Genomic DNA, 25,672 nt, shown 5'->3' on the forward strand with positions numbered 1-25,672 from the left:
GGCAATCCGATCCCTAACGATCCAGGTTCGCGCGCAGCTCGGGAACCTTGGGCACGGCCGCCAGCAGCGCCTTGGTGTAGGGGTGCTGCGGCCTGTCGATGATAGCCTCGGTGCTGCCTACCTCGACGATCGTCCCATGGCGCATCACGCAGATCCGATCCGCGATGTAGGAAACGACCGAGAGGTCGTGCGTGATGAAGAGATAGGCCAGCTTGAACTGCTCTCGCAGGTCGAGAAGCAGATTGAGGATCGAGGCCTGCACGGAGACGTCGAGCGCCGAGACTGCTTCGTCGCAGACGATGAAGCGAGGATTCGTGGACAGGGCCCTGGCAATGCCGACACGCTGCTTCTCGCCGCCGCTCATCTGGTGCGGGTAGCGTTCGGCGTAGCTGGCATCCAGGCGAACGAGGTCGAGCAGCTCCGCGACGCGCCTTTGGCGTTCCTCGCGACCGAGCCCGACAAGCTCCAGAGGTCGTTCGAGCGTTTCTCCGATCGACTTGCGTGGGTTCAGCGAGGAATCCGGATTCTGGAAGATGATCTGCGCCCGCTTGAGCAGGTCGCGCTTCTCGGAGCGGCTGGCATTCAACAGCTGGGCCCCATCGATCGCGACTTCACCCGAGGTGGGCGAGATCAGGTCGATCAGGCAGCGCCCGAGCGTCGTCTTGCCGGAGCCGCTTTCGCCGACGAGCCCGACGATCTCGCCTTCATGGATAGTGAGCGAGACCTTGTCGACCGCCCGGACCACCTTCCGGCCGAAGCTGACCCTCGGTACCCAGCCGTCGAGCGAAAACGATATCCCGTCCATGGCGCCGCCGGCCTCGAACGTGCGCTCGACATCGCGTGCCACGACGATCGGCTTCCCGTCGCCGGCGTCGACGCGACGCGGGATCGTCTCACTACTCTCGATGCGCCATGGCGTTCTTGCGAGTTCGCTCGCGCGCCAGCAGGCTGCCGCCACATCCTCGCCGATAGGTGTGATCGCAGGGGGCGTGGTCTGGCAGCGCGGCTCGGCGAAGTGACACCGGGGCGCGAAGACACAGCCGCTCAATGGTTTCCTGACGTCCGGCAGGCGGCCGGGGATCGGCTGGAGCCGGTGGCGCTCGCGCGACATCTTGGGAAGCGATGCGAGAAGCCCCTTCGTGTAGGGGTGCCGCGGCTCCGTCAGGATGGAAGCGCTCTTGCCATATTCGACGACGCGGCCGGCATAGAGCACGCAGATCTCGTCGCAGATCCGGGAGACGACCCCCAGATTGTGGCTGATGAACAGCATCGACAACGAGCGCGTGATGCGCAGGCTGTCGAGGAGATCGAGGATCTGCGCCTCGATGGTCACGTCCAGGGCGGTTGTGGGCTCGTCGAGGATGAGCACATCGGGATCGCAGGCGAGCGCGCTCGCGATCAATGCACGCTGCTTCATTCCGCCCGATAGCTGGTGCGGATAGCTCGCAGCCATCCGTTCGGGGTCAGGAATCCCCACTTCCTTCAGCAACCGAAGCGTCTCAGCCCGGGCTTCCGCCTCGGTCATTCCACGATGCATCACCAGGGGCTCGGCGATCTGCCGGCCAACCCTGATGGCCGGGTTGAGCGTGGTGAAGGGATCCTGGAAGACGATGCTGATCTTGCCGCCGCGCAACTGGCGACGCTCCTCGGCGCTTTTGGCGTAGAGATCCTCGCCATCGATGATGACGCGGCCGCTATCGATGCTGCCGCCGTTGTCCAGCAGGCCGAGAACAGCCAGCGCGGCCGTGCTCTTGCCGGAGCCGGACTCCCCGACGATGCCGAGCACCGTTCCCCGCTCCAGGGCGAAGTCGACATTGTGCAGAATGCGCGCCCGGCCGCCGGACTGAGGAAAGCTGACGGAAAGGTCTTCGACCTTCAGGACATGGTCAGTCATCACCGCCTCCGCGCCAGCCGGGGATCGAGCGCTTCGCGAAGGCCGTCGCCGACGAGGTTGATCGCGATCACGGTCACACAGAGGGCCGCACCAGCCGAACATGCGATCCAGGGGGCAGAATTGATGAACGGCCGGGCCTCGGCGATCATCAGGCCCCAGTCGGAGGCCGGCGGCTGCACCCCGAGGCCGAGGAAGCTCAGGGCCGCCGCCAGCAGCATCGCGAAGGTGACCCTGAGCGCGGACTCGACGATGATCGGGGGCCAGGCATTCGGCAGGATTTCGTGGAAGAGGATGTACCAGCCGCCCTCGACCCGCGCGCGGGCAGCCTGGATATACTCCTCGCTCGCGACCTCGAGGGTGATACCCCGGGTGAGCCGTGTGATGATCGGGATGTAGACGAAGCCGACGGCCAGCACGGTCTTCCAGAGACTCGGCGACGTGACCGACAGGATGAGAAGTCCGAGAATGATCGGCGGTAGGGAGATCATGACGTCGACGGCGCGCATGATGGCCTCGTCGGCCCAGCCGCGATAATAGCCGGCGACCAGCCCGAGCGGGACACCGAAGAGGAGGCTGACCGCGGTCGCGCCGAAGCCCATCAACAGGGAACTTTGGGCACCGTTGAGCACGCGGCTGAGCACGTCCCGGCCGAATTCATCGGTTCCAAGCCAATGGACGGCGCTCGGCGGCATCAGCCGCATGTCGAGCTGGAGCGCGTCGAGGTCGTAGGGCGAGAGGGAGGGGCCTGCGATCGCGAGAGCGAGGATCGCGGTCAGGAGAACGCCGCCCCAGACCAGCGATGCTGGAAGGGGCGCGCGCCGGTGCCGGGGCCGACTATTCGCTGCTGCTTCGGCCATATCGGACCTTGGGGTTCAGGAATGCGTAGAGCAGGTCGGCGATCAGGTTCGCCGCCGCGTAGACGAAGGTGATCACCATCATGCAGGCCTGCAGGAGCGGCACGTCCATGTTCTGGATCGCGAACATGAGAAGCCGCCCGAGACCGGGATAGGAGAAGATCGTCTCGACCACGACGATGCCGCCCATCATGATGCCGACGTCGATCGCCAGGATGGTGATCGTCGGGAGAAGGGCGTTAGGGAGGGCGTGGCGCCGGATAACCAGCTTCTCCGGCAGTCCGCGGGCGCGGGCCGCGCGGACATACTGGGTCTGCATCGTGTCGATCATGCTCGAGCGCGTGAGCCGCGAGATGTGCGCGATCAGGCCGGTGACCAGCGTGAACACCGGCAGGATCAGATGGCGGGCCCAGGAAGCGAAGCCGCTGGACAGGTCGCTGTACCCCGTGGCCGGGAACCAGTTGAGGTAGCCGGCGAACAGCATGACGATGACGATCGCCCAGAGAAATTCCGGGATGGCGATGTTGATATAGGTCGCGACGGAGACGATGTGATCCGAGATCCGGCCGTGCCGGACGCCGGCATAGACGCCCAGCGAGATGCCGAGAAGCGCGACCAGGCCGATCGAGATGCCCGCGAGGATCGCCGACTTCCCGACCGCATCCCATAGGACGGGTGCGATCGGACGATCCATCACCAGCGACCGGCCGAGGTCGCCCTGAAGCAATCCCGATGCCCAGCGCAGATACTGGATGTAAGCCGGGTCGTTCAGGCCGAGCTTGGCCTCCAGCGTCGCCACGTCCTGGGGCGAGGCAAAATCACCCAGGATCATGTAGGCGACGTTGCCCGGCATGACCTGCGTGATCCAGAAGATGAGGACGGACATGACCGCCATCGTCAGGGCGATGGACAGCAGTCGCTTGAGAACGTAGCCGGCCATGCTGACCTACCTCGCCGGGATGCGTCTTAGAAATGAGCGCGGCGCAAATCCATCCAGGAATACGGATGAGTCCTGTAGCCCTGGAGGTTGTTGCGATAGGCGGTGGCGAAGTTGATGACGTACATCACGGCACCCGGCACGTCCTCGACAGCGTATTTCTGGAACAGCTTGTATTGTTCCTTGCGCTCGTCTTCCGACGTTGCCAGCCGGCCCTTGTCGAGCACGGCATCGATCCGTTCGCTCTTGAAGTTCCACATCTGCTTATTCCAGGAGCCACTGGAGTGATACCAGGGATAGGTGGCGGTATCGATCGTCGGCCGCGACAGATAGCCGTCCATGTAGAAGGGGGCCTTGCCCGCGACGGTCGCGCCCCAGCGGCTGTACGGCACCCGCTCGAGCTTCACATTGATGCCCGCCGGCTTGAGCATCTGCTGGATCGCGACGGCTGCGCGCTCGCGGGTCGGCCGCCCGACAGGCACGTTGAGCGTGATCTCGAAGCCGCGGGGATATCCGGCCTCGGCAAGAAGCTTCCGGGCGCCGGCGACGTCGGGCTTCAGCGGCAGCGATGCGTCGAAGAAGGGGTGGTTGGGTGGAATCGGCGTGTGCGTGGGCGCGCCCTGGCCGAACAGCGCGAACTGGACCAGTTGCGCCTTGTCCAGCGACTTCAGCACCGCCTGCCGGACGCGCACATCCGTGAACGGCTTCAGGTCGTTCTTCATGACGATGCCGTCCCAGGTGCCGGTCGGCACGGGATCGACCTTGATCGCCTGCGACGCCGACAACTCCTTGATGGCCTCGAGCGGCACGTTCCAGAGAATGTCGATGTCGCCGGCGTTCAGCGCCGCGATCTTGGCGGCGTCCTCCGGCATGATGCGGAGCGTGACCTGCTTCAACTTGGGCAGGCCATCCTCCCAATAGTCGGCGTTCTTGACCGCGACGAGCTTGTCGCCGGGCGTATAGGACTCGAATTTGAACGGGCCGGTGCCGATCGGCTTGACGAGCATGTCGTCCATCGAAACGCCTTTGGGCACGATCTTGAGATGGCGCTCGATCAGCATTTCCGGCCAGGAGCCGTAAGGCTGATGCAGCACGAACTTCACCGTGAGCGGATCGGGCATCTCGATCGTCTTGACCATCTCGGCGGTCGAGCGTGCGCGGGAGGCCAGTTGCGGATCCGCGAGCAGCGCGAAGGTGTGGACCACATCCTCGGCAGAGAAGGGCTTGCCATTGTGGAATTTCACGCCGTCACGGAGCTTGAAGGTCCACTCCGTCGCGTCGGCATTAGCGGTCCACGAGGTCGCCAGCTCCGGTTCGAGCTTGAGGTCCTCGGAGATGCGGACCAGGCCGTTGAAGAGGAGGACGCCGACATTGTACTCCTCTGCCGTCGTGCCGCGGCCCGGGTAGAGGCTGTTGACGTTGCTGTTCAGCGTCGCGACGAGGCTGTCCTTGACCTGCGCATCGGCCGTTGGGGACAACACCAGGCAAGGAATCGCCAGAGTTGCAGCAAGTAGCTTGTTCATGTTCGTCCCCATTTCTTTTTTTGGAATGTCTCAGCCGCGATGAGCGGCGAATTCCTTCAATGCGCCGGCGAGGTCGGCGATAGCCTTCTGAAGCTCTGAAAAGCCCGCATTCCTGGTGAGGCTTTCCTCGTCCATGTACAGCTTGCGGTTGACCTCGATCTGCAGGCTGTGGCGGCCGCTCTCCGGATCGCCATGACGCGTCACGCATTCGGCGCCGGCGTAGTGGAAATTGGAGGTCACGCGATAGCCGTGCCGCTTGAAGGTTTCCTCGACGAGCTTGGAAAGCTCCGGGGAGCAGCTCTTGCCGTTCAGGTCGCCGATATCGATGTCCGATCGCGGCGAGCCTGCATCGAGCGTGGACCGGCCGCCGATGGAAGCCATGCTGTGGCAACTGATGTGGTAACTGGCCGGCGAAGCCTTCCGCTGCTCGGAGATGATCCGGGCGAGCTCGTCATGATAGGGCAGGAAGTAGTTCTCGATGCGGTTGCGGACGTCCGCCGCCGTGAGCTTGCCGTCATAGAGAGAATTGTTGCCGGCGGCGCTGTGGATCAGGCCGATGCCGAGCTTGGATTTGACCGTCGGATTCAGGATCCCGGGGCCTGCCCATTCGTCGCTGAGGAGCTCCGGATCGACATCGGTCTCGTGGCGGTTCGCGTCGATATAGGCGTTGGGAAATAGCGCATAGAGCAACGTCGCCCCGGCCGTCGGAACGACGCTGTAGAGCTCGTGCAGGTACATCGATACCGAGCGATGCACATCCTGGAAGCTTGCGTCCGGGCGGAAATCGCAAGGGTACCAGGTTCCGCTTCTCGGCACGTCGAAAACCACGGGTGAAGCGACGCCGGCCGGGTCGGTCCGGAGCATAACGCCAGGTACGAGAAGCATGGGATAACTCGGCGGTAAGTGAAAAGGAAATCGATTTCCTGACCCTATGAAGCCACCCTGCCGATTGTCAAGCGCATGGCTTCCATGCTTGCTCACCCTGAGTTGGCGTCTCGCATCTGCGATAGAGCGGACTAGGGGCAACGGGCGAGGAAAACGCGTGCCGGAGCAGTTTCGGAAGGGTGTTCTCGTCCCGCGCCTTGATGATGTTGCGGCTGCGGCGGGCGTGGCCAGGTCGACTGCTTCCCGGGTCATGAGCGGCGAAGCCACGCTGACGATCCGCGAGGAAACACGGCAGCGCGTGCTCGATGCCGCGGCGAAGCTCGGCTATCGACCCGACACCCGGGCGCGCGCCTTGCGTCTCAAGCGAACCTACGCGCTTGGTATCGTCGTGCCCGAAATCGACAATCCGGCTTTCGGCACGATCATACGCAGTGCGCAGAAGGCCGCGATCGAGCGGGGGTATTCGCTCTTCATCTCGCTCGCCGACAAGGACCAGCCCGATACGGCGCTTTATCGCCGGCTCGTGGAGGGCAAGGGCGTCGACGGCGTTCTCGTCACGACCATCAGCGATCCCGGCCTGGTCGACGAGTTACGCCGCCGTTCGATCAAGCATCTCCTGGTGAATCGCGAACTCGAAGGTCATCAGGGTTCGATCATCGTCGACTATGTCGAGGCGACCGCACAGGTGGTCGAGCACCTTGTCATGCTCGGGCATCGGCGCCTGGCCTTCATATCGGGACCCTTGCACCAATATGCCGGACAGAAGCGCCTGGAGGGTTTCACGAAGGGGCTTCGTCGCTGCGGGCTCGTGCCTGATGAACAGCTTATCGGCGAGTGCAACTATGGCTGGGCCGAGGCGGCAGAGGTCTTCAAGCGGATCTACGTGGCCAGCGCGGCCCCGCCATCCGCAGTCTGCGCCGCGAACACGACGATTGCCTCAGGGATGATAGCGGGAGCGCGATCGATCGGGCTGGAGGTGCCGGACGAGCTTTCCGTCATCTCGCTTCTCGACAGCCCGCTCGCGCTGATGCACGTGCCGGCCATTTCAGCCGTGCAGTTCCCGTTCGAGGAGCTGGGGCGCCTGGCTGCGAACGAACTCATTGATGCCATTGAGAATGGATCCGAGATGGAAAATGTTCGGCTCGAGCGTTTCCGTATTGCCGAAAGAGGCTCTGTTTCCAGCTTGAGGTGAGGGCTCGACAAGGCCCATTATCTGGCGGGCGCGCAACGTCTGCTTGTGGCGCGGCGCGGCCGCATTGGCGCGCATGATCCGCCATTCGGCGGAGCGCGATGATATAACGGAGCTGCTCTCATATAAGCCCGAGCTGCCGCCGTGGGCGCCCGTGTGAGCTTCCTGTCGACATTCATGGCTCCACGGCCGAATGCTGGCGCCATCTGCTCATCACTTTCGAGAAGCTCGCTACCGCGTACCGCCCTTGGATGGTGCAGCGCCCTACCCCGGCGGAGGCAGAAGCGGCTTATGTAGTAAATATAAAAAATTCGACCTGCCATCGCGACTATGCAATTGTGTTTCGCTAGATTCTGTAATTATTCTACATGAGATAAATTGGGGAAAAGAGGGTTTCGCGCCCTGCGTCTTGACGCAGCGGCTCTAGACGCAGCGAAATTCGAACAAACAAGGGAGGGGACAAATGCGTTTGACGAGACGGCATTTCTTCGCCGGGGCGGCGGCCGCCTATGCCGTGCCTTATGCGGCGGGTCAGGCGTTCGCGCAGGGCAAGCAACTGAATGTGTTTGCCCATCGCGTCCTGCAGAATGTGTCCAATGGCACCGCAGGCGGCGATGTCACGGCGGGTTTCACGGCGGCTAACGGTGCCGGCATCAACTGGGCAACGTTCGAGACCGGGCCGCTGCACGATCGCGTGTTTCGCGAAGCTTCGCTCGATCAGTCGACGATCGATGTCGCCTTCCTGCTCAACACCTATGCGACGCCGCGCGTCACGACCTTGTTCGAACCGCTCGACGCCTACATGAAGAGCGACCCGATCGAGAAATTCGACGACATCTTTCCCGGCCTTGTGAAGGCGGTGACTTTCGACGGGCAGCTTTTTGCCGTGCCGTTCCGCCATGCTTCGACCGGGCTGCACTACAACGAGGAAATCTTCGCCGAATGCGGGGTTTCCGGCCCACCCAAGTCGATCGAGGAATTCATCGACATAGCCAAGAAGTGCACCAGGAAGCGGCCCGACAGCACGCCTGCCGTGGGCTTCATCCTGCCCGGTGTCGCCTATCCCGAGGTGATCGCCTTTGCCCGCGCCTGGGACGCCGACTTCATCACCCCCGACATGAAGGTCGTCGCCAATTCCGAGCCGATGGTAAAGGCGCTGACCGCCATTCGGCAGCTCTTCGAGGCGGGCGCCGTGCCGCGCAATCTCACTGGCATGAAAGCGGAGGACGCGAACACCTGGATGCAGACCGGCCGTGCCGCGATGGCCATGAGTTCGATGAGCCGCAACGGGCTCTACAACGACCCCAAGAAGTCGCAGGCAGCCGGCAAGATCAAGACGACGTTCTTCCCGGTCGCGAAGGCATTGCTGGGAAAGTACGATGTCGCGCCTGCCAAGGTCGAATTCTGGAGCATGGCGATCCCGAAGAATTCCCAAAACAAGGACCTGGCCTGGAAGTTCGTTAAGTGGATGTCTTCTCCACAGGCGGCGCTGGGGGCAGCCCTCAACGGAAACGGGCCGGTCCGCAACTCGACCTATGATGACCCGCGCATCATCGAAGCGCTGCCCTATGCGCAGGACGAGCGGCGGGTCCTCGCCGTCTCGCGCGTGCCGCTGCCTGCCTTCAACGAAGCGGCCCGCGCCGCCGACTTCTTCAAGGAAGAAGCCGAAGCTGCGGTGCTGGGCATGAAGACGCCGCAGCGGGCGATGGATGATCTGACCGTTCGCGTGCAGGCACTTCTGAAATGAAGCGGAAGGGGAGGCCAAGGCCTCCCCTTCCCTCCCACCTAGGCAACGCCGAGCAGGTCGGCGGGGGTCGTATCCCGGCCAAGATGAAGAAGCACGTCGGCGACGGAGCACATAGGCGGCACGCGGCGGCATACGACCACTCCATCGTCCGGTATCAGCAACGGCTCGGGCGCGCGGTCGGCGCGCTCGAAGTCCCACAGCCACCCGGCCGTTTCGCCTCCCCGCACCGTCTCGCCCAAAGCATGGACAGGCTCGAAGGCCCCGCGTCCCGGCGCACGCAGGAACCCTCGCGGCTCGATGGCCAGCAGGCGTGCCTTCGCGCACGGTGTTGCGACAGCATCGATCATGCCGAGATGAGCGAGAACGTTCTCGATGCCGGCTCGCGCGATCTCGACGGTCCGGGGGGTTACGCATCCGCCGCCGCCCAGCTCCGTCGCCATGGCGGGGATGCCTTGCCCCAACGCCGCGGAGACCAGCGTCGCGCTGGCTTCGGGGTGGCGCATCACCATCGCATGGGGCGCGCCGAAGGCCAGCATGAGATCCAGCGCACGCCTTGCCAGGGCACTGTCTGCGGGCAGGCGCCCAAAAGCGCATGGCAGATAGTCGAGCGTCCCGCCGCCGCTATGCAGGTCGACCACGCAATCTGCCAAGTGCAGCAGCAGCCGGAAGATGCCATCCGCGATCTGTTCCGTAGGCAGGCCGTCCGGCCGGCCCGGAAAACAGCGAGCCAGATTGACGCGGTCGATGGGGGAGGTGCGCTTGGCCGCCGCTGATGCGGCGGGATTGGCCACCGGCAGCAAGATGACACGCCCGCGCAGCCGATCCGGGTCGAGTGTCCGGGCCAGACGCGACAGCGCAAACTGCCCTTCGTATTCGTCGCCATGCAGCCCGGCGGTGCACAGCAATGTCGGCCCGTCGCCGCCTTTGACCACGATCACCGGAAGCGTGATACGACCATAGGCGGAGCGGTCGTGCGAATGCGGAACGAAGAGGGCGCCGACGTGACGCCCCGGCCGATCGAGTTCGACCTCCAGCCGGGCGGGGCCGCCTGCTCCTGAGACACCGCGTTTCATTGGTGGGCCGCGCGTTCAAAGGCGGATGCGTGCGTGAACAGCCCCGGCGTGCCGCCGGAGTGCAGGAAGACGATGGAGGACGCCTTGCCGAGCAGGCCCTTCTCCGCTGCACCGATCAGGGCGGCCATGCCTTTGCCCGTATAGACGGGATCGAGCACCAGCCCTTCGAGCCGGCCAGCGGTCCTGACTGCGGCGACACTCGCGTCGGAGGGAATGCCGTAGCCCGGGTCGATCTCTCCGTCGACGATGTCGAAATCCTGCCCCGAGAGACGCGTCTCGATGCCCATCCACGCGGCGGCAATGTTGGCGGTCTCGACGATCCATTTGCGCAGTCGCGCCTCCGGTTGCTGGGCGCTGACGCCCATGACCCTGGTTGGAACGCCGAGATGCTTGAAGCCGAGCGCCAGCCCGGCAGCCGTCAGCCCGGAACCGCAAACCGCGACGACGCTGTCGGGGATCCGCCCGATCGCCTTGAAATCCTCGCGGAGCTCAGCGGCACCCGACATCCAGCCTGCGACACCGACATTGGCACTCACGCCCGTAAGCTGCACGACGAAGGGCGACCGGTCCTGCTTGCGGTAACGATCGGCGATCGCCTCGATTTCATCCTTGATGGCGGGGTGCCATGGGTCGGTCTCCTGGGTAAAGGTGACCTCCGCCCCGAAGATGTCGTCCAGGAGCAGATTGCCAACAAGCTCCGTGCCCATCCTGGCGCGCACATGCAGATGGCAACCGAGGCCCAGCTTGGCGGCTGCGCCGGCCAGCGACCGGCAGAAATTGGACTGGCTGCCGGCCGTCGCAATCAGCATGTCGGCTCCGGCTGCGATCGCCTCAGCCAGGATGAAGTCGAGCTGACGAAGCTTGTTGCCGCCGAGCGCATAGCCGGCCATGTCCTCACGCTTGATGTGGACGGAGGCGACGCCGAGATGCTTGGCCAGCCGGGGTGCCGGCTCGAAAGGCGTCGGCAGGCGAGCCATGGCGAGGCGCGGGCGGCCGGATACCGGATCGATCGAAACAGCAGACGGGCAAGGTACGAGCATCGCGGCGTCCTGCAAAGGCATCGGCGCTCGCCGAGCGCGATGTAGATAAATTACGGAAATGGTCTCGTCAACGCATCCGCAACCGGTGTAGGAAGGGCTGAGGCCGTCAGATGACGGGCCTCTACCATGACGACCACGGCGTGGAGACGGGCGTTTTGACCAGCGTCTCTCGCATCGAAATTCGTTTGATCGGGCTGCATGAAGGCACATTATGCTTTTGAATTAAAAAGGAATTATGTATCTGACAGTGTCATCGTAACCTTGCTGTACGACTCCAGGCAGCTCTGCGTGGTCCCGGACGGGAAGCTACCCGAAGACCATAAAGGCATTTTAGGGAGTAAAGTTACGGAAGCAGACGGGTACGCTGCTGCGCGCCTCTGCCGGCTGCTGCCCCTCGCCCATGGAAGGTTGGTGCTGGGGTTGCCCGACCGGATCGCGACATGCGTTCGTCCGGCGGCTTCGTCAACGCCGATCCGGACTTCGTCGCGCCCGGGACTGCGATGAGTGGTGCATCCGATATGATAGTGGAAGTCATGGGCGCGTTCGGCCGGCATAGCCGCACCACCATTGGTGTCGAGACCCTCCCGCTGGGAGCCTGCATCGAGGTGGAAGGCTTTCGCGTTCGAATAGGGGAAGGGCATGATGACAGGTGAAGCGCCGGGAAATGGTCACGCGGGAGGCGACGACCGCTTCCTCGACATATTGACCGCCCGCAGGGCCGAGCTTTCGCCATCCGAGCGCCGGGTGGCAGAGTTTGTGCTCGATGCGCCGGACAAGGTCATCCATATGTCGATCGCGACATTGGCCGAAGAGGTGGGCGTCAGCCAGCCGACCGTGCTTCGGTTCGTGCGTACGATGGGGTTGGCCAGCTATCCTGAACTCAAGCTGCGCACCGGACAGAGCATCGTCGCCGGGACGCCTTATGTTCACAGCGAAGTCACCTCCAGCGACCCGCTCGACCAGATCGTCGACAAGCTTGTCGATTCCTCGATCTACGCGTTGACGACGCTGCGACGTTCCATCGACCAGGCGGTACTTGCGCGGGTCGTCGACATCCTCGCCGACGCGACCCGCATCGATTGCTACGGTGCCGGTGCGGCACGCATCCTGGCCATGGAAGCCCAGCACAAGCTGATGCGCTTCGGCATCCCGGTCGTGGCGTATGACGACACGCACTTGCAACGCCTTGCCGCCGCCACGCTGCGCAAGGGCAACGTGGCGCTCTGCTTTTCCCATACCGGCATGGTGCGCGACATCGAGGCTATGGCGCTGAAGGCGCGCGAATGCGGTGCCACGGTCATCGCCATCACCCGGCCGGATACCGCGCTGTCGGCTGCGGCAGACATCGTCCTCGAGATCGACGCGCACGAGAACACCGAAATCTACACGCCGATGACGTCGCGCGTGGCCCATGCCGTGCTGATCGACATCATCGCGACAGCAATGGCTCTCCGTGGCGGGCCGGCGCTTTTCGAGCGCCTGCGCGAGGCGAAGAACAGCCTCGCCGATCTGCGCATTCCGCTGGCGGCGCCGGCAGGCCGCAGAAAGAGCAAGTCATGAGGGTCTTTGTCGCTTCGCTGGCGACTGAAACGAACACGTTCTCGCCAATTCGCATCGACCGCAGCGCCTTCGAAGATGCGTTCTACGCCCCGCCGGGCGAGCACCCCGAGACGCCCACTCTCTGTTCCGCCCCCCTTGTCGCGGCCCGCAAACGCGCCAGTGAGCAGGGGTTCACCTTGATCGAGGGGACGGCCGCCTGGGCCGAGCCTGCGGGCCTGGTTTCACGGGAGGCCTATGAGGGGTTGCGGGACGAAATCCTGGACCAGCTTCGCGCCGCGATGCCCGTCGACGTGGTGCTTCTCGGCCTGCATGGCGCGATGATCGCCGAGGGTTACGACGATTGCGAGGGCGATCTGCTTACTCAGGCCCGCGCCATCGCAGGAGGGGATGCGGTCATCGGGGTCGAACTCGATCCCCATTGCCATCTCACACAGGCGATGATCGACGCGGTCACGATCCTGGTCACCTTCAAGGAGGTGCCGCACAGCGATTTCTACGAGCGCGCGGAAGATATGGTGGATCTTTCCTTGCGCGCCGCCCGCAAGGAAATCACGCCGGTTGTGAGTGTCCTCGACTGCCGCGCCATCGCCAACTTTCTGACCAGCCGCGAACCTGGCAGGTCCCTTGTCGACGACATGATCGCCCGTGAAGGCAGGGACGGCGTGCTGAGCATCTCCGTCGTGCACGGGTTTCCGGCGGCGGATGTCCACGACGTCGGCACCAAGGTCGTCGTCATCAGTGACGATGCGCCGGAAATGGGTCGATCCGTGGCGGCCGAATTTGGCGCCCGTATCGTTGCTTTCGGCGCCAACCGCATGCCGTATATGCCCGATCCGGCCGAGGCGATCGACATGGCCCTCGCTGTGGCCGGTCAACCTGTCGTGCTTGCCGACCGCTGGGACAATCCCGGTGGCGGCGTGGCTGGCGACAGCACGTTCCTTGTTCACGCGCTGCGCGAGCGCGCGAACATCGATGCCGCGGTCGGGGCTCTGTGGGATCCGGTCGCTGTCTCGTTCTGCCTGGCGGCGGGGCCCGGTGCGCGCCTACATCTGCGCTTCGGTGGCAAGGCGGCGCCGAGTTCGGGCATGCCCGTCGATGCTGAAATCGAGGTCGTCGCGACCACACGCGATCTTGTCATTCCGTTTCAAGAGAGCCGTGTCTCCCTGGGGGCGGCAGCCTCGGTCCGGCTCGGCAAGCTTGATGTGGTGCTGGCAAGCAAACGCGCCCAGACGTTCCACCCCGCTGTCTTCGAATTGCTCGGGATAGAACTCTCGAAGAAAAAGATCGTCGTGGTGAAATCCGCAAGCCATTTTCACACAGCCTTCGCGCCGATTGCCGCCGATGTGATTTTCGTGAATTGCGGTGGCCCCTATCCCCCCGATGCCGGCGCAATACCCTACCGCCGCATTCGCCGGCCTATCGCTCCACTCGATACGGATGTTTCTCCGGTGTGGATGACGTAAGTCAAACATCCGGCCCTTGCCGCAGCGACCCCGGGAGGCCGCAACGCCAATGTTCCGTCCCGTCGTCGCTGCACCTGGATGCCTGGCCGGATGGGTTCTTTGCGTCATGACGCCACTCGATGTCCGCTTTCGGACAAGGAGCCGGAGTCTGCTCCCGGCGCCGCGATTGGTTACTGTCGTGCTCGCGCCTGCATGATGAACTCGACCTTCATGTCCGGATTGGTCAGTTCGGCGAAGAAGCAGGCGCGCGAGGGCGGGGTGATGTCGCTCACCCATGCGTCCCAGAGCTCGTTGAATTCAGCCAGATAGCGCTTGTCCGACAAAATGATGGTGACGAACAGGAGGTCGGCCTTGGTCGAGCCGACTTCCGCGAGCCGCTCCTCGACGCGCGCGAAGATCTGGCGCGCCTGCGTGACGACGCTTTCGGAGGTATCGAAGGGACGGTCCGGGGTGGCGGCGAAATAGGCGACGCCATTGTAGATCGAGATCTTGCTGTAGCGCTTCTCGATCAGCTTGCGCTGGATTTCCATGGGAGTGCTCCTGTCAGAAACGGTGATGGCTGAACATGGCATGCTCCTCGCGGTGCCTGCCATGGAGGATGTCGTCGACGACGCGCGCCGTGCCGGGGGCGCCGCTCATGCCGTAATGGCTGTGCCCGAAAGCCATCACGACATCGCCATCGGCGGTGGCCGGGCCGATCACGGGCAGGCTGTCCGGCAGCGACGGGCGGAAGCCCGACCAGAGCAGCGGCTCGTCGTGCTTGATGCCCGGAAAGAGCTCGGCGGCGTGCTTCACGAGCTTTTGCGCGCGCCGCATGTCCGGCGGGGTGTCGAGCCCCGAGAACTCGACCGTGCCGGCGACGCGCAACCCCTGGCGCATCGGCGTGACGGAGAAGCCGCGATCCTTGAAGCCGATCGAATGCTCGAGCCGCACATTGTGGTTCGGCAAGGTCGCGTGATAGCCACGCTCCGCCTCGAGCGGGATGCGAATCCCGAGCGGGGCCAGGAGCCTGCCCGACCAGATGCCGGCTGCAACGACGACGCGCCGGCATTCGATGGGATGAAGATTGGTGGCGAGTAAGATGCGGCCCGGGGCCTCCCGATGGATACGCTCGACCGAGCGTTGGACGATCCGACCACCCAGGCGCGTGAATTCTTCGACAAGACGCGTGGAGATTTCGGCCGGGTCGAGCGTATAGCCGCCGCCACGCACCAGCAGGCCTGTCTTCATCGCCGGCGTGACGTCGGGCACGAGTTCGCGCAGCCTGTCTCCGGACAGCGCCTCCGCTTCGATGCCATAGCGCTTGCGGATCTCGGCGCCGAGCGCCGCCGCCTTGGCGTTGCCCGGGCCCGACCAGAGCTGCAGCCCGCCATGGAAGCGCATGTTGCGGGCCATGAATTCGGAACCGAGCAGATGCTCCCAATCCGCCACGCAGTCGCGGTGCAGATAGTGCATCGCGGCCGCAATGCCGCGCACCCGCGCCGGCCGTCCGGCCATGATGTAGCGCAGCAGCCACGGCAGCGCGCGCGGGAAATGCCGGGGGGACACGAAGAGCGGCCCGAGCGGATCGCTCATCCAGCCCGGCACCTTGCGCAGGACGCCGGGTCCGGACATCGGCATCACGGTGGCGGGGCTGATGATTCCGGCATTGCCGAAGGAGGCCCGCCCTCCGGGCGGCAGCGGATCGAGCACAACCACCTGGGTTCCGGCGCGTGCCAGCCGCACAGCGATGGCCATGCCGACGACGCCTGCGCCGACGACGACCGTTTCGTCACGAAGTTGCATGGATCCTACCTGAAGTATTTCTCGCGGTACTTCTTCTCGAAGTATTCGGCGGCCAGGGTGAGCGGTACGATCGTTACGACGAACAGCACGGCGACGACGGTCAGCAGCTCGAGCGGCCTGAAGGTCCGCACACTGATCTGCTGGCCCAAATAAAGGAGCTCGGGGACGGCGACGTAACCGGCCAGCGTCGTGTTCTTGAGCACCAGGATGCACTGGTTCACCAGCGGCGGGAAAATCCGTTGGAAAGCGAGCGGCGCGACGATCCGCTGAAAGACCTGTCCGCGGGTCATGCCGACCGACTGCGCGGCTTCGATATGGCCACGGTCGATCGACTGGATGCCGCCGCGGAAAATCTCGGCGAAGAAGGCCGAACTGTAGATGGACAGCGCAATGACCACGGTAGTGAAGCCCTCGAGCTTCAACCCGGTGATGATCGGCAGGCAGTAGTACATCCAGACCAGCAGAACGAGCACGGGCACCGCCCGGACGACCGAGATCATGGTCGAGATCACCGGATAGACGAACGGGACCTTGCTGCCGCGCAGCAGCGCCAGGACGAGGCCCAGAATCATGCTGGTGACGATCGTGATCGCAGCGAGCATGACGGTGTAGAGCAACCCCCTCAGCAGGACGGCTCGGTAGTCCCAGACGATCGCGAAGTTCCAGTCGTATTCCATCTGTCCCGCCCGTCTTGCGGCCGCGGCAAAGCCGCCGGCGTCGCGTTCAGCCGTAGTAGTTGCGGACGAATTCTTGCGTTCGGGCATTCGCCGTCGCACCGAAGATGTGCGAGGGGGGCCCGATATCCGCGATCCTGCCCTTGTCGAGAAAAACGACACGGTCGCAGACATCGCGGGCGAAGCGCATCTCGTGCGTCACGATGATCAACGTCATGCCGTCGTTGGCGAGCCCCTGGATCACGGCGAGGACCTCGTTGACGAGTTCCGGATCGAGCGCCGATGTCGGCTCGTCGAACAGGATGATCTGCGGCTCCAACGCCAGCGCGCGGGCGATGCCGACGCGCTGTTGCTGACCGCCCGACAGGCGGCTCGGATAGGAATCCGCCTTGTCCGCGAGGCCGACGCGGGCGAGTGCGGCAAGCGCCTTTGCCTTGGCCTTCTCGCGCTCGATCTTCTGGACGACGACAGGTCCCTCCATCACGTTCTCCAGCGCCGTCTTGTGCGGCCAGAGATTGAAGTGCTGAAACACCATCGCCATCTTGCGGCGCTGCTGACTGAGCTCGGCCGAGGAGCGCGGCACATGCCTGTCGCCGACCTTCTTCACGCCGACGGTCTCGCCCTCGAGCAGGACCTCGCCCCGCGTCGGCGCCTCCATGTGGTTGATGCAGCGCAGAAGCGTCGACTTGCCCGAGCCGCTGGCCCCGATGAAGCCGACGATCTCGCCGGCCTCCACGGTCAGGTCAATGCCCTTGAGAACCTCGAGCGCGCCATAGGACTTGTGAACGTCGCGGATCGCCAGCAGCGTCAAAGACCGATCTCCTCTTCACTGTCCCGGACGGCCGGGAGCAACCTCATTTCGAGGGGTTGAGGAACTTGGCGCGGATGCCGGGGATCGTGCCGTCAGCGATCAGCGCGCCGAGCGAGACGTTGAGCCATTCCTGGAAATCATGCTCGCCCTTGCGCAGGGCGAATGTCGAGTTCTGGCCGATTTCGGGCTTGGGATAGCCGACATGCACATTCTTGCGGGCCTGGCCGTAGCGGGAGAGGCTCGACTCCGTGCTGGCGAAATAGTCGACCCGACCGCTTTCGAGTTCGAGGATCGCGGCATCTTCCGTCTTCACGGCGACATAGGTCGCCTTGGGGATCAGGCGCTGGACCATGCGCATCGTCGCCGAACCGTCGGCCAGCGAGATCCGCACCTCCGGCTTGTTCAGGTCGGCCCAATTCGCGGCTGCGGCCTGTTTCTCGGCCGTCGCCGCCGCGAGTCCGACGCCGACGCGCGCGACCGGGATGGTAAAGCCGACGGCGAGCGCACGCTCCGGCGTGGCCGAATAGCCGCCGATCAGATCGAACCGGCCGGACTGCAGCCCGGCAGCAGCGGTGCCCCATTCGGTCGGCACATACTCGACCTTGACGCCGATGGCTCCAAACAGAGCCTCGACCGTCTCGGGAAAGATGCCTTCCCATTTGCTGCTCGCCAGGTCCTGCCGATAGGACGGAAACGCCTCGACCGCGCCGACGCGCACGACCTTCTGCGAGAGGATGCGAGCCATGTCCTTGCCGCCATCCTGAGCGGCGGCTGGAAGGGCCAGCGTCGAGATGGCCATGGTGGTCGCGACGGCAAGTTTCGTGATGAACCCGAACATTCCATCAATCCCCGATTTTTGCGCCGCCTTTGGCGGTCGATAGAATAGTGTACGGTGCATCGCGTCACCGCAGTGACGCGCCCGGCAGCGTTGCTTCGTTCACCCAGGCCGCAAGGCATGCCAAGGCGATCGCGAAGTCGTCAACTCGCGCACATCAAGGTATTTCCGTTTCATGCCTCGGATAAACCTTGAACTTGTTCGAGAATTTGACCTCAAGATCTCGATGAAATCGCCGAATTTCGATTTCGAGAGCCATGATATTCGGTCAAGCGTGACGTACTTGTCCATCGCGACGTTGGTTATGGATCATGGCCTCTGGTTATGGTCGAGGATCGCTGCACCGCCCAAAGATCGCGGGGTGCGGCCTTGAGCGCTGCGCAGCTAGGCGCCGCTGCCGAAGCTCTGCAACTGAGCGCGCATGGTCGCCCGCATCGCGGCAATAAGCGTCTGGACGTTGCGCCCCTGCGGTGCCCCATCGATCCAGATCGCATGGTACTCGAACCGGATTTCCGGCTCGAACGGGCGCAGCACGAGGCCTTGCCCGAGCCATGGCCGCGCGGAAAAGCAGTCGGCAAATGTGATGCCGATGCCGGCCCGCGCCATGGCTGCCGCGCCGATGATCAGCGGCATCTCGGCCACTTCCTTCGGCTTCACGGATGCCGCCGCCAGCACCTGATCGATCTTCTGCTGCTGCCCTTCATGCCGCGAGATCGAAATGAAGCGTTCTCCCTGCAGATCCGCTGGGTTGATGATCGCCTTCGCTGCGAGCGGATGCTCGGTGGATATGGCGCACATAACCCGGCTTCGCGCGATGAGCTGGCTTCGCACGCCCGGCGTCCGGCGGAAGCTCATGGCGAAGCCGACATCGGCATTGCGGGAGGTCACCATGGCGAGAACGCCGCCGGCATCGCGCGTCGTGACGAAGAGCTGGGCATCGACACCCGCGAGCCAGTCGGCTGCGGCGAACGGCAGAATCTCCTGGGCGATCATCGGGATGGCGGCGACGACGGTACGCGGCGGGCCGTCGCTGCGCAGACGCCCCACCAGGCGATTGATTTCTTCCATGCCGACGAACAGCCGTTCCGCTTCCTCGAACAGGCGAACGGCCCGTTCGGTCGGAACCAGGCGGTTCTGGACGCGGCTGAACAGGGGGAAGCCGCACAACTCCTCTCCCTGTGCGATGAGCTTGCTGGCTCCTGGCTGGGTCAGTCCGAGCAAATGCGCGGCGCCGGTGATGCTCCCGGCGCGCATGACAGCCCTGAACACCTCAAGATGCCGATGTTTCACGCTCCCTCCATCCGTAGACGGCGTGTCTAAGGCATCAACAAGCATATGAATCTACTAAGTTTTGCCGAATCCAGCGCGACAGACTGGAAGTTGTTCGAAACGCCCATGAGACGCTGTATCTTGAGTTGGATACCCATGGCGCCGCTGACGGTGTCCCCCTGCGGCTTTGACCATCCGGCTTTATGCCGGCCCAGGCGTCGTGAGGGATCTGAACATTCTCTTCGTACCGCCAGCGGCCGCCACCCTGCAGCGGCGCCCTCCAGAGCTGGCTACGTCCGCTCATGGTCGTTCCTCGATCTCTGTCGGCTGAGCGGCGTGAACCTGCCCATCTGCGCCCGAGGTTCTTCTGAATCTCCTTCAACACCCATTCAAGGGTGCGAAAGATTCCATCGTTCCAGGCAGTCTCGGAGATGGCGCAAGAAACTCTCGCGAACGGAGGAAGGAGGCTTCATCCGCGGACGCAGCAGTTTGATGTCGAGTACCACCTCGGGCCTGAAGGGTTTGATCACCAGATCACGATTGACGGAGGCCCGAGCCGTCATCGGCGCCACGACCGTCACCGCATTGCTGCATCGCACGAATTCACAGGCCGCCATCCCGAACTGGGTACTCGTCACCATCTTCCGCACGATGTTTTCCTGCTCGAAAGCGCGATCCACCAGCTGTCTCACCCGATCGGTCTCTCCAAGCGAGATGAAGGCCTCGCCTTCGAGATCCCGGGGGACGATCACATCCTTGCCGGCGAGCCGGTGTCCTGATGGCAGGACGCAGACGGCCCGGCACTGCATGAGCGTCTCGGTCTGAACGGCAGGGCTGTCGGAGGCCAGCATGCTGATCGCGATATCCAGTTGCTGGGTGTGAGCGAGATCGAGAAGCTTCGGCGAGGTCTGCACATGCAGATGCACGCTGGTCTCAGGGCTGGTCTTCTGAAAGCTCGCAATGATCTCCGGCAGCAGCGTAAGCCCGAATGTGGCGATAGTCCCGATGGTGAGATGACCGCGGCGGGTGTTCTTGAGGTCCGCGGATACGCGACGCAGCCGCTCCATGCCGTTGAGGATCGCATCCACCTCCGCCAGGAAGATATGAGCCTCGGCCGTCGGCGAAAGCCGCTTCTTGTCACGCCTGAACAGGGGAAAGCCGACATCGCCCTCCAGCCCCGCTATGAGCTTGCTCACAGCCGGCTGTGACAGGTGCAGCACCCGGCTCGCACGAGAGATGCCGCCGGCGCGCATGACCGCGGAGAAGGCCTGGAGCTGGCGGGGGTTCATCGACATCGAGCAGTTGCCCCTTTGGAGACCCGATCTCCGAGCAGAATCATTCCCATTCGTTATCAACTCGGTCAAACAAATAATTTGACGCGATATTTTATCCCGTCCACGCTATAGCCCAACAGGGGATAAAGATGTCGGACACGGGGCCCAGCGCATCGTCGCTCGGATTGGCAGAAAAATTGGAATGGTTGGCGCGACCGGGAGCAACCGCTCTGGTTGTTTCCGGTATAATTACAGTTTTCGCTCCCCTGATCTTGACGGTTTACGTCAGCTTTTTCGACGACAAGGTCATCGTCTTCCCTCCTCAGGGATATTCATTGGCGTGGTATGGATCGAGCATTCCTCAATTCATTTCTCCGCTTCTGACCAGCCTGAAGCTTGCATTGCTGGCGGGCGGGCTGAGCCTGCTGTTCGGGGTCCCAGCCGGCATAGCCCTGTCGCGCTACCGGAATAGAGGCACGCAAGGGATCGGGACGCTGCTTCTGGCGCCGTTGACCATTCCCGGAATCGCGATCGGCCTCGCGATCTACGTGTTCGCGATCACCGTGGAGTTGCGCACGGAATTGCCTCTTGCCGGCAGCATGGCCCTGCTCGTCCTGGCCCATGTTCTGATCACGATCCCATGGGTCATCCGGATCTGCCTTGCCAGCCTGACGAACCATGATCGCGTGACCGAGGAGGCGGCCGCCAGCCTGGGAGCCTCGCCGCCCCGCGTGATCTGGCGCGTCACGCTTCCCGCCATGCGCAACGGCATCGTCGCCTCCGGCTTCTTCGCCTTCATCATCAGTTTCGAAAATCTGGAGATCAGCTTGTTTCTCGTCAGCCCCGGCATGTCGACCTTGCCGATCGCGATCCTGCAATATCTGGAATATCGGCTGGATCCGCTGATCGCGGCGATCTCCGTCCTGCAGATCGTCGGCATCGGCGCCATCCTGTTCGCACTCGGCAATTTCGCCAATCTCGGGCGGGTTGCGCGATGAGCACGCTCGACATCGAAAACGTCTCGAAATTCTACGGCACGATGGCAGCCGTCGATCAGTTCTCGCTCAATGTGCGGGCGGGCGAGATGGTTGCGCTTCTGGGCCCGTCCGGGTGCGGCAAGACCACGACGCTGCGGATGATCGCCGGTTTCGTCGCGGCGAGCCGCGGCGACATCAAGGTGTCCGGCAGAAGCATCGTCGATCTGCCGCCGCATAAGCGGAATATGGGCATCGTCTTCCAGAACTACGCGCTGTTCCCGCATCTCACGGCAGCGGCCAATATCGGTTTCGGCCTCGAGATGCGCGGCATCGGGCGGGCGGAAGCGTCCAGGCGCGTCGACGAGATGCTCGCTCTGGTCAAGCTGGACGGGCTCGGCGGCCGCCTGCCGCGGCAATTGTCCGGCGGGCAGCAGCAGCGCGTGGCCCTGGCGCGGGCGCTCGCCATTCGCCCCGACATCGTCCTGCTCGACGAGCCGTTGTCGAACCTCGACGCCTCCCTCAGGTCGGAGGTCGCTCGCGATATCCGCATCCTGCAGCGCGAGCATGGGTTCACCACGATCATGGTCACCCATGATCAGGACGAGGCCATGGCCATGGGCGATCGGCTCGTCGTGATGAAGGACGGTCGCATCCAGCAGACTGGCGACCAGGAGGATCTCTACGAGCGACCGGAAACGGCATTCGTCGCGAGCTTCATCGGCCGCAGCAACCTGATCGAAGGCCATGTCGACGGACAGCGCAACTTCGCCTTCGGAGGGGAACAGCCGCTCCTCCTCTCGTCCGACCGTCGCTCCGGCCCGGCGACGATGGCGCTGCGTCCCGAACGGCTGGCCCTGCGCGCGGGCCGGGAGGCGGGCAAGCTCACGGGGACGGTCGTGGTCGGCGTCTATCTCGGCGCGGTCGTGGAGCATGCGGTGCAGATCGCACCCGACAAGCGCATCGTCGTTCGCCAGGCTTCGGAGCCCGGCAACCGCCTGTGCCTGCCACCGGGATCGGAAGTCTCGATCGATTGGGACGGCAGCGCGGAGCGCGTCTTCGAAGCCTCGTAAACTTCAAAAAGCAACCGTCACGAGCAACTACAGGGGACTGCTATGATCAAGGATACGACGTTCGATCGCATCTCCCGGCGAAACTTCATCGCAGGCGCATCGGCAGGAGCGGTCGCCGTACCGTTCGCGGGCCAGAGTTTCGCGCAATCGGGCGGCTCAGTCACGGTCGGGACCTGGGGTGGCGACTATGGCAGGCTGCTGCGGGAGAATGTCGATCCGATTATGGCGGACAAAGCCGTCAGGGTCGTCCAGGATGTCGGCGATTCCGATACCCGCATGGCCAAGACGATCGCCCAGCGCATCCTGCCGCGCGGTGCGGTGGATGTTCAGTGCTTCGACAACGTGAAGGCGCAGGCCTTGCGCAACGCCGATGCCCTGTTGCCGATCGATCCGGCCAAGCTGCCAAGCTGGAATGCGATCCGCCCCGAGGCACGAGACCCCTACATCGTTCCCCACATCGTCAGCGCACAGGTCATCATTTACGATCCCGAGCAGGTTGACGAGCCGCCGACGGATCTCGATGCGCTTCTGAACCCGAAATACAAGGGCAAGGTCGGCGCCATCATCGCCAACTATTATGCGTTCCTGATGGCCGGCGCCCTGTATCGCGGCGGCTCGCTCGATGATTACGAGGCCGGAAAGAGCTATCTCAAGGACGTCAACGCCAACGGGCTGCGCCTCTATGCCCAGCCGGAAGCATTTACCCAGGCCTTCAAGTCCAAGGAGATCGCCATTGCGGTCATCTGGCAGGCCCGCTCGATCATGTGGCAGAACGCCGGTGTCCGGATCGAGTCGGCCTGGCCGAAGAGCGGCGCGATGCTCTACGTCTCCGGCTTGGTCATCCCCAAGAATGCCCAGAACAAGGACGCGGCCTACGCCTATATCGAGGCCGCGCTGCAGCCCAAGGCGCAGCAGGGCTTTGCCGAGAACATGGGCTACATGCCCTCGATCGCGAACGCCAACCTGCCTCCCAATCTGGCCAAGCGGCTGGAACTGCCGCCGGATGCGCCGAAACTGGTCTCCCCGGATCTCGACAAGCTCGCCCGCGAGCTTCCGGCAATGAGCGACTGGTGGAAGAAGAACATCGAGTACAAGGGATGACCCTGGCCGCAGCCACGCCCTTGCCTTCCGACCGGCGCGAGAAGGGACATCTCGCGGCCGCCAGCGCATTGCTGACACCGGCCACGGCCGTCGTGGCAGTGATGCTGGTGGCGCCGCTGCTGTTGCTGCTCCGCATGAGCTTCAACCGCTTCGATCCGACAAAGCTCATGGTCGAGGCTGCGACCGCGGAGAACTACACGCGCTTCTTCGGCGACGCCTACTATACCGACGTCATGATCACCACCGTGGTCGTGGCGTTGAGCTCGACGGCGTTCTGTCTGCTCTTCGGCTTTCCGATCGCGTATCGGCTGGCCCGCTGGCAGAGCCGGTGGAAGAACGCGGTGATGCTGCTGATGGTGCTGCCGCTCTTCGTCAGCAGCACCGTCCGTTCCATCGGCTGGATGGTTCTGTTCTCGCATGGCGGCGTCATCAACCTTGCCGCCACCAGCTTGGGCCTGGGCACGATGACGCTGATGCAGACGACCACGGGCGTCATCATCGGCATCATCTCCATCAACCTGCCCTACATGATCCTGACGCTGCAGAGCGTCGTCGAGGGAATCGACGAGAACCTGGAGCAGGCCGCCGAGAGCCTCGGAGCCGCGCCGGCCCGCGCCTTCTGGCGGATCGTCTGGCCCATGGCGTTGCCGGGGACGATGATCGCCGCAGTGCTCTGCTTCATCCTCGCGATGAACGCATTCGCGACGCCGGTGCTGATCGGCGGGCCGCGCTTCCACATGATGGCGCCGCTGCTCTACTGGGAGTTTACGGCGAACAACAACTGGCCCTTCGCCTCGGCTCTCGCTTTGATCCTGATGACGACGACGCTCGTCATGACCGTTCTCGCCAACAAGCTGATCCTCGGACGCCAGGCGCGCGCATGAGCTCCGCCCGTGCCCGCGACCGAGCAGAGTTTCGAGCCATGATCTCGTGCCTCGACAGCCATTGCCGCGCTCCTCCCGCCCGGCGCGATTGACGCCGAACCACTCCAGCAAAGCCCTCTATCACCCGGATTTTCGAAGCCTGCCGGCGCGGGATCGCGAGCCTGTGCCCGACGATGCTGCGGCAGCGATGTGCTCCGCCATCCCAATTCAGAAAGAGCCGATCCATGACCGACACCCTGTTCGACGCAAAAACCACCGCCCTCGTTTCCATCGACATGCAGACTTCCGTCGCGCATCACGCGGCCGCGCCGCACAGCGCGACCGAGGTCGTCGCCCGTATCGCGTCGATGATCGAACCTGCGCGGGCGGCGGGCGCCCTGCCCGTCTTCGTGCGCACGACCTTCCTGCCCGACGAGTCGGACAATCTGGGCCCCAACCTCGACGTCAAGCGGCCCCGCTACCCGCACCGCATCGAGAACTGGGATCAGCTCGTCCCGGAGATGGACAGGCGCATCAACGAGCCGGTCGTGAACAAGAAGAGCTTTAATGCCTTCTACGGCTCCGACCTCGACCTGCAGCTTCGGCGGCGTGGGATCAAGACGATCGTACTGGCCGGGATCTCGACCAATTTCGGCGTCGAGGGCACCGGCCGGAATGCCTATGATCACGGCTACGACGTGATCTTCGTGCGCGACGCCATGGCCGCCGGCACTGCCGAGGCCCACGAGGCCTCTCTCAAATACGTCTTCCCCTATATCGGCCGCGTCCGCTCGACCGACGAGATCATCGCCGCCTTCAAGGCGCAGGCCTGAGACGAAAGTCACCAT

Annotated in this window: 24 protein-coding genes; 10 read left to right on the top strand and 14 right to left on the bottom strand. The window is 63.8% G+C overall.

All coding sequences use genetic code 11. The features are described 5' to 3' along the window. Positions 1 to 13: 13 nt before the first annotated feature. The 5 genes from FHT98_RS07325 to FHT98_RS07345 form a co-directional block, all read right to left on the bottom strand. Positions 14 to 1,894, bottom strand: a complete 1,881-nt coding sequence (locus FHT98_RS07325; RefSeq protein WP_185745092.1) for a dipeptide ABC transporter ATP-binding protein — start codon at positions 1,892 to 1,894, stop codon at positions 14 to 16. Continuing rightward, a complete protein-coding gene (locus FHT98_RS07330; RefSeq protein WP_142113385.1) occupies positions 1,894 to 2,751 on the bottom strand; it encodes an ABC transporter permease in 858 nt (285 codons plus the stop codon). The genes FHT98_RS07325 and FHT98_RS07330 overlap by 1 nt, the downstream gene beginning before the upstream one ends. Beyond that, positions 2,729 to 3,688 (bottom strand): ABC transporter permease, encoded by a 960-nt coding sequence (locus FHT98_RS07335; protein WP_142113387.1) that lies wholly within the window; start codon positions 3,686 to 3,688, stop codon positions 2,729 to 2,731. Before FHT98_RS07335 ends, FHT98_RS07330 begins: the two co-directional genes overlap by 23 nt. Positions 3,689 to 3,714: 26 nt before the next feature. Continuing rightward, positions 3,715 to 5,166 (bottom strand): ABC transporter substrate-binding protein, encoded by a 1,452-nt coding sequence (locus tag FHT98_RS07340; RefSeq protein ID WP_210244340.1) that lies wholly within the window; start codon positions 5,164 to 5,166, stop codon positions 3,715 to 3,717. Positions 5,167 to 5,238: 72 nt separating this feature from the next. Then, complete coding sequence (locus FHT98_RS07345) at positions 5,239 to 6,189, bottom strand: N-formylglutamate amidohydrolase (protein ID WP_185745094.1); 951 nt, start codon at positions 6,187 to 6,189, stop codon at positions 5,239 to 5,241. A 61-nt stretch (positions 6,190 to 6,250) separates the two neighbouring features. Here FHT98_RS07345 and FHT98_RS07350 point away from each other — a divergent pair, with 61 nt between their 5' ends. Both FHT98_RS07350 and FHT98_RS07355 read left to right on the top strand, forming a co-directional pair. After that, complete coding sequence (locus FHT98_RS07350) at positions 6,251 to 7,285, top strand: LacI family DNA-binding transcriptional regulator (protein ID WP_082617596.1); 1,035 nt, start codon at positions 6,251 to 6,253, stop codon at positions 7,283 to 7,285. Between the two features lie 460 nt (positions 7,286 to 7,745). Then, on the top strand, positions 7,746 to 9,029 hold the full coding sequence (locus tag FHT98_RS07355) for an ABC transporter substrate-binding protein (RefSeq protein ID WP_142113395.1): 1,284 nt from the start codon (positions 7,746 to 7,748) through the stop codon (positions 9,027 to 9,029). 38 nt (positions 9,030 to 9,067) lie between these two features. Here FHT98_RS07355 and FHT98_RS07360 read toward each other — a convergent pair whose 3' ends face one another. Both FHT98_RS07360 and FHT98_RS07365 read right to left on the bottom strand, forming a co-directional pair. Then, positions 9,068 to 10,102, bottom strand: a complete 1,035-nt coding sequence (locus FHT98_RS07360) for a succinylglutamate desuccinylase/aspartoacylase family protein (protein ID WP_142113397.1) — start codon at positions 10,100 to 10,102, stop codon at positions 9,068 to 9,070. Continuing rightward, positions 10,099 to 11,163, bottom strand: a complete 1,065-nt coding sequence (locus FHT98_RS07365; RefSeq protein ID WP_185745095.1) for a 1-aminocyclopropane-1-carboxylate deaminase/D-cysteine desulfhydrase — start codon at positions 11,161 to 11,163, stop codon at positions 10,099 to 10,101. Before FHT98_RS07365 ends, FHT98_RS07360 begins: the two co-directional genes overlap by 4 nt. A gap of 419 nt (positions 11,164 to 11,582) precedes the next feature. Here FHT98_RS07365 and FHT98_RS07370 point away from each other — a divergent pair, with 419 nt between their 5' ends. The 3 genes from FHT98_RS07370 to FHT98_RS07380 are packed head-to-tail and all read left to right on the top strand — an operon-like array spanning position 11,583 to position 14,165. Further along, positions 11,583 to 11,795 (top strand): RidA family protein, encoded by a 213-nt coding sequence (locus FHT98_RS07370; RefSeq protein WP_142113401.1) that lies wholly within the window; start codon positions 11,583 to 11,585, stop codon positions 11,793 to 11,795. Beyond that, positions 11,782 to 12,702: an SIS domain-containing protein gene (locus tag FHT98_RS07375; RefSeq protein WP_142113403.1), complete on the top strand. Its 921-nt coding sequence runs from the start codon at positions 11,782 to 11,784 to the stop codon at positions 12,700 to 12,702. Before FHT98_RS07370 ends, FHT98_RS07375 begins: the two co-directional genes overlap by 14 nt. Beyond that, a complete protein-coding gene (locus tag FHT98_RS07380; RefSeq protein WP_142113406.1) occupies positions 12,699 to 14,165 on the top strand; it encodes a M81 family metallopeptidase in 1,467 nt (488 codons plus the stop codon). The genes FHT98_RS07375 and FHT98_RS07380 overlap by 4 nt, the downstream gene beginning before the upstream one ends. Positions 14,166 to 14,335: 170 nt before the next feature. On the opposite strand, the gene FHT98_RS07385 is transcribed toward FHT98_RS07380, so the two are convergent. The 7 genes from FHT98_RS07385 to FHT98_RS07415 form a co-directional block, all read right to left on the bottom strand. Beyond that, positions 14,336 to 14,695, bottom strand: coding sequence for a RidA family protein (locus FHT98_RS07385; RefSeq protein ID WP_061970690.1), 360 nt, complete (start codon positions 14,693 to 14,695; stop codon positions 14,336 to 14,338). Between the two features lie 13 nt (positions 14,696 to 14,708). Continuing rightward, positions 14,709 to 15,950: an NAD(P)/FAD-dependent oxidoreductase gene (locus FHT98_RS07390; protein WP_142113409.1), complete on the bottom strand. Its 1,242-nt coding sequence runs from the start codon at positions 15,948 to 15,950 to the stop codon at positions 14,709 to 14,711. Between the two features lie 5 nt (positions 15,951 to 15,955). After that, complete coding sequence (locus FHT98_RS07395; RefSeq protein ID WP_091856866.1) at positions 15,956 to 16,714, bottom strand: amino acid ABC transporter permease; 759 nt, start codon at positions 16,712 to 16,714, stop codon at positions 15,956 to 15,958. Further along, the gene (locus FHT98_RS07400; RefSeq protein ID WP_282568644.1) at positions 16,674 to 17,435 is read right to left on the bottom strand and encodes an amino acid ABC transporter ATP-binding protein; all 762 of its coding nucleotides are present in this window, start codon (positions 17,433 to 17,435) and stop codon (positions 16,674 to 16,676) included. Before FHT98_RS07400 ends, FHT98_RS07395 begins: the two co-directional genes overlap by 41 nt. A 43-nt stretch (positions 17,436 to 17,478) precedes the next feature. Then, positions 17,479 to 18,273, bottom strand: coding sequence for a transporter substrate-binding domain-containing protein (locus FHT98_RS07405; RefSeq protein ID WP_170843371.1), 795 nt, complete (start codon positions 18,271 to 18,273; stop codon positions 17,479 to 17,481). 381 nt (positions 18,274 to 18,654) lie between these two features. Further along, positions 18,655 to 19,605 carry a LysR substrate-binding domain-containing protein gene (locus FHT98_RS07410; RefSeq protein WP_142113411.1) on the bottom strand — a complete coding sequence of 317 codons (951 nt, stop codon included), beginning with the start codon at positions 19,603 to 19,605 and terminating at the stop codon, positions 18,655 to 18,657. Between the two features lie 323 nt (positions 19,606 to 19,928). Then, complete coding sequence (locus FHT98_RS07415) at positions 19,929 to 20,834, bottom strand: LysR substrate-binding domain-containing protein (RefSeq protein WP_061970680.1); 906 nt, start codon at positions 20,832 to 20,834, stop codon at positions 19,929 to 19,931. 128 nt (positions 20,835 to 20,962) lie between these two features. On the opposite strand from FHT98_RS07415, the gene FHT98_RS07420 reads away from it, so the two are divergent. The 5 genes from FHT98_RS07420 (at position 20,963) to FHT98_RS07440 (ending at position 25,657) form a co-directional block, all read left to right on the top strand. Beyond that, a complete protein-coding gene (locus FHT98_RS07420) occupies positions 20,963 to 21,811 on the top strand; it encodes an ABC transporter permease (RefSeq protein WP_142113413.1) in 849 nt (282 codons plus the stop codon). After that, positions 21,808 to 22,860 (top strand): ABC transporter ATP-binding protein, encoded by a 1,053-nt coding sequence (locus FHT98_RS07425; RefSeq protein WP_142113415.1) that lies wholly within the window; start codon positions 21,808 to 21,810, stop codon positions 22,858 to 22,860. Before FHT98_RS07420 ends, FHT98_RS07425 begins: the two co-directional genes overlap by 4 nt. Positions 22,861 to 22,902: 42 nt before the next feature. Continuing rightward, positions 22,903 to 23,961: an ABC transporter substrate-binding protein gene (locus tag FHT98_RS07430; protein ID WP_142115699.1), complete on the top strand. Its 1,059-nt coding sequence runs from the start codon at positions 22,903 to 22,905 to the stop codon at positions 23,959 to 23,961. Beyond that, a complete protein-coding gene (locus FHT98_RS07435) occupies positions 23,958 to 24,845 on the top strand; it encodes an ABC transporter permease (RefSeq protein ID WP_082617637.1) in 888 nt (295 codons plus the stop codon). Before FHT98_RS07430 ends, FHT98_RS07435 begins: the two co-directional genes overlap by 4 nt. Positions 24,846 to 25,069: 224 nt before the next feature. Next, positions 25,070 to 25,657: an isochorismatase family protein gene (locus FHT98_RS07440; RefSeq protein WP_162766371.1), complete on the top strand. Its 588-nt coding sequence runs from the start codon at positions 25,070 to 25,072 to the stop codon at positions 25,655 to 25,657. Positions 25,658 to 25,672: the final 15 nt, after the last annotated feature.

The organism is Allobosea sp. AK1, from assembly GCF_006714945.1.
In the GTDB taxonomy this organism is placed as follows: Bacteria; Pseudomonadota; Alphaproteobacteria; order Rhizobiales; family Beijerinckiaceae; genus Allobosea; species Allobosea robiniae.

Coding starts and splice junctions, on each gene's coding strand:
- FHT98_RS07325 (WP_185745092.1), bottom strand. CDS start 1,894: ATGACTGACCATGTCCTGAAGGTCGAAGACCTTTCCGTCAGCTTTCCT.
- FHT98_RS07385 (WP_061970690.1), bottom strand. CDS start 14,695: ATGGAAATCCAGCGCAAGCTGATCGAGAAGCGCTACAGCAAGATCTCG.
- FHT98_RS07405 (WP_170843371.1), bottom strand. CDS start 18,273: ATGTTCGGGTTCATCACGAAACTTGCCGTCGCGACCACCATGGCCATC.
- FHT98_RS07430 (WP_142115699.1), top strand. CDS start 22,903: ATGATCAAGGATACGACGTTCGATCGCATCTCCCGGCGAAACTTCATC.
- FHT98_RS07390 (WP_142113409.1), bottom strand. CDS start 15,950: ATGCAACTTCGTGACGAAACGGTCGTCGTCGGCGCAGGCGTCGTCGGC.
- FHT98_RS07380 (WP_142113406.1), top strand. CDS start 12,699: ATGAGGGTCTTTGTCGCTTCGCTGGCGACTGAAACGAACACGTTCTCG.
- FHT98_RS07370 (WP_142113401.1), top strand. CDS start 11,583: ATGCGTTCGTCCGGCGGCTTCGTCAACGCCGATCCGGACTTCGTCGCG.
- FHT98_RS07410 (WP_142113411.1), bottom strand. CDS start 19,605: ATGCTTGTTGATGCCTTAGACACGCCGTCTACGGATGGAGGGAGCGTG.
- FHT98_RS07420 (WP_142113413.1), top strand. CDS start 20,963: ATGTCGGACACGGGGCCCAGCGCATCGTCGCTCGGATTGGCAGAAAAA.
- FHT98_RS07425 (WP_142113415.1), top strand. CDS start 21,808: ATGAGCACGCTCGACATCGAAAACGTCTCGAAATTCTACGGCACGATG.
- FHT98_RS07335 (WP_142113387.1), bottom strand. CDS start 3,688: ATGGCCGGCTACGTTCTCAAGCGACTGCTGTCCATCGCCCTGACGATG.
- FHT98_RS07365 (WP_185745095.1), bottom strand. CDS start 11,163: ATGCCTTTGCAGGACGCCGCGATGCTCGTACCTTGCCCGTCTGCTGTT.
- FHT98_RS07435 (WP_082617637.1), top strand. CDS start 23,958: ATGACCCTGGCCGCAGCCACGCCCTTGCCTTCCGACCGGCGCGAGAAG.
- FHT98_RS07440 (WP_162766371.1), top strand. CDS start 25,070: ATGACCGACACCCTGTTCGACGCAAAAACCACCGCCCTCGTTTCCATC.
- FHT98_RS07375 (WP_142113403.1), top strand. CDS start 11,782: ATGATGACAGGTGAAGCGCCGGGAAATGGTCACGCGGGAGGCGACGAC.
- FHT98_RS07415 (WP_061970680.1), bottom strand. CDS start 20,834: ATGTCGATGAACCCCCGCCAGCTCCAGGCCTTCTCCGCGGTCATGCGC.
- FHT98_RS07355 (WP_142113395.1), top strand. CDS start 7,746: ATGCGTTTGACGAGACGGCATTTCTTCGCCGGGGCGGCGGCCGCCTAT.
- FHT98_RS07330 (WP_142113385.1), bottom strand. CDS start 2,751: ATGGCCGAAGCAGCAGCGAATAGTCGGCCCCGGCACCGGCGCGCGCCC.
- FHT98_RS07360 (WP_142113397.1), bottom strand. CDS start 10,102: ATGAAACGCGGTGTCTCAGGAGCAGGCGGCCCCGCCCGGCTGGAGGTC.
- FHT98_RS07395 (WP_091856866.1), bottom strand. CDS start 16,714: ATGCCCGAACGCAAGAATTCGTCCGCAACTACTACGGCTGAACGCGAC.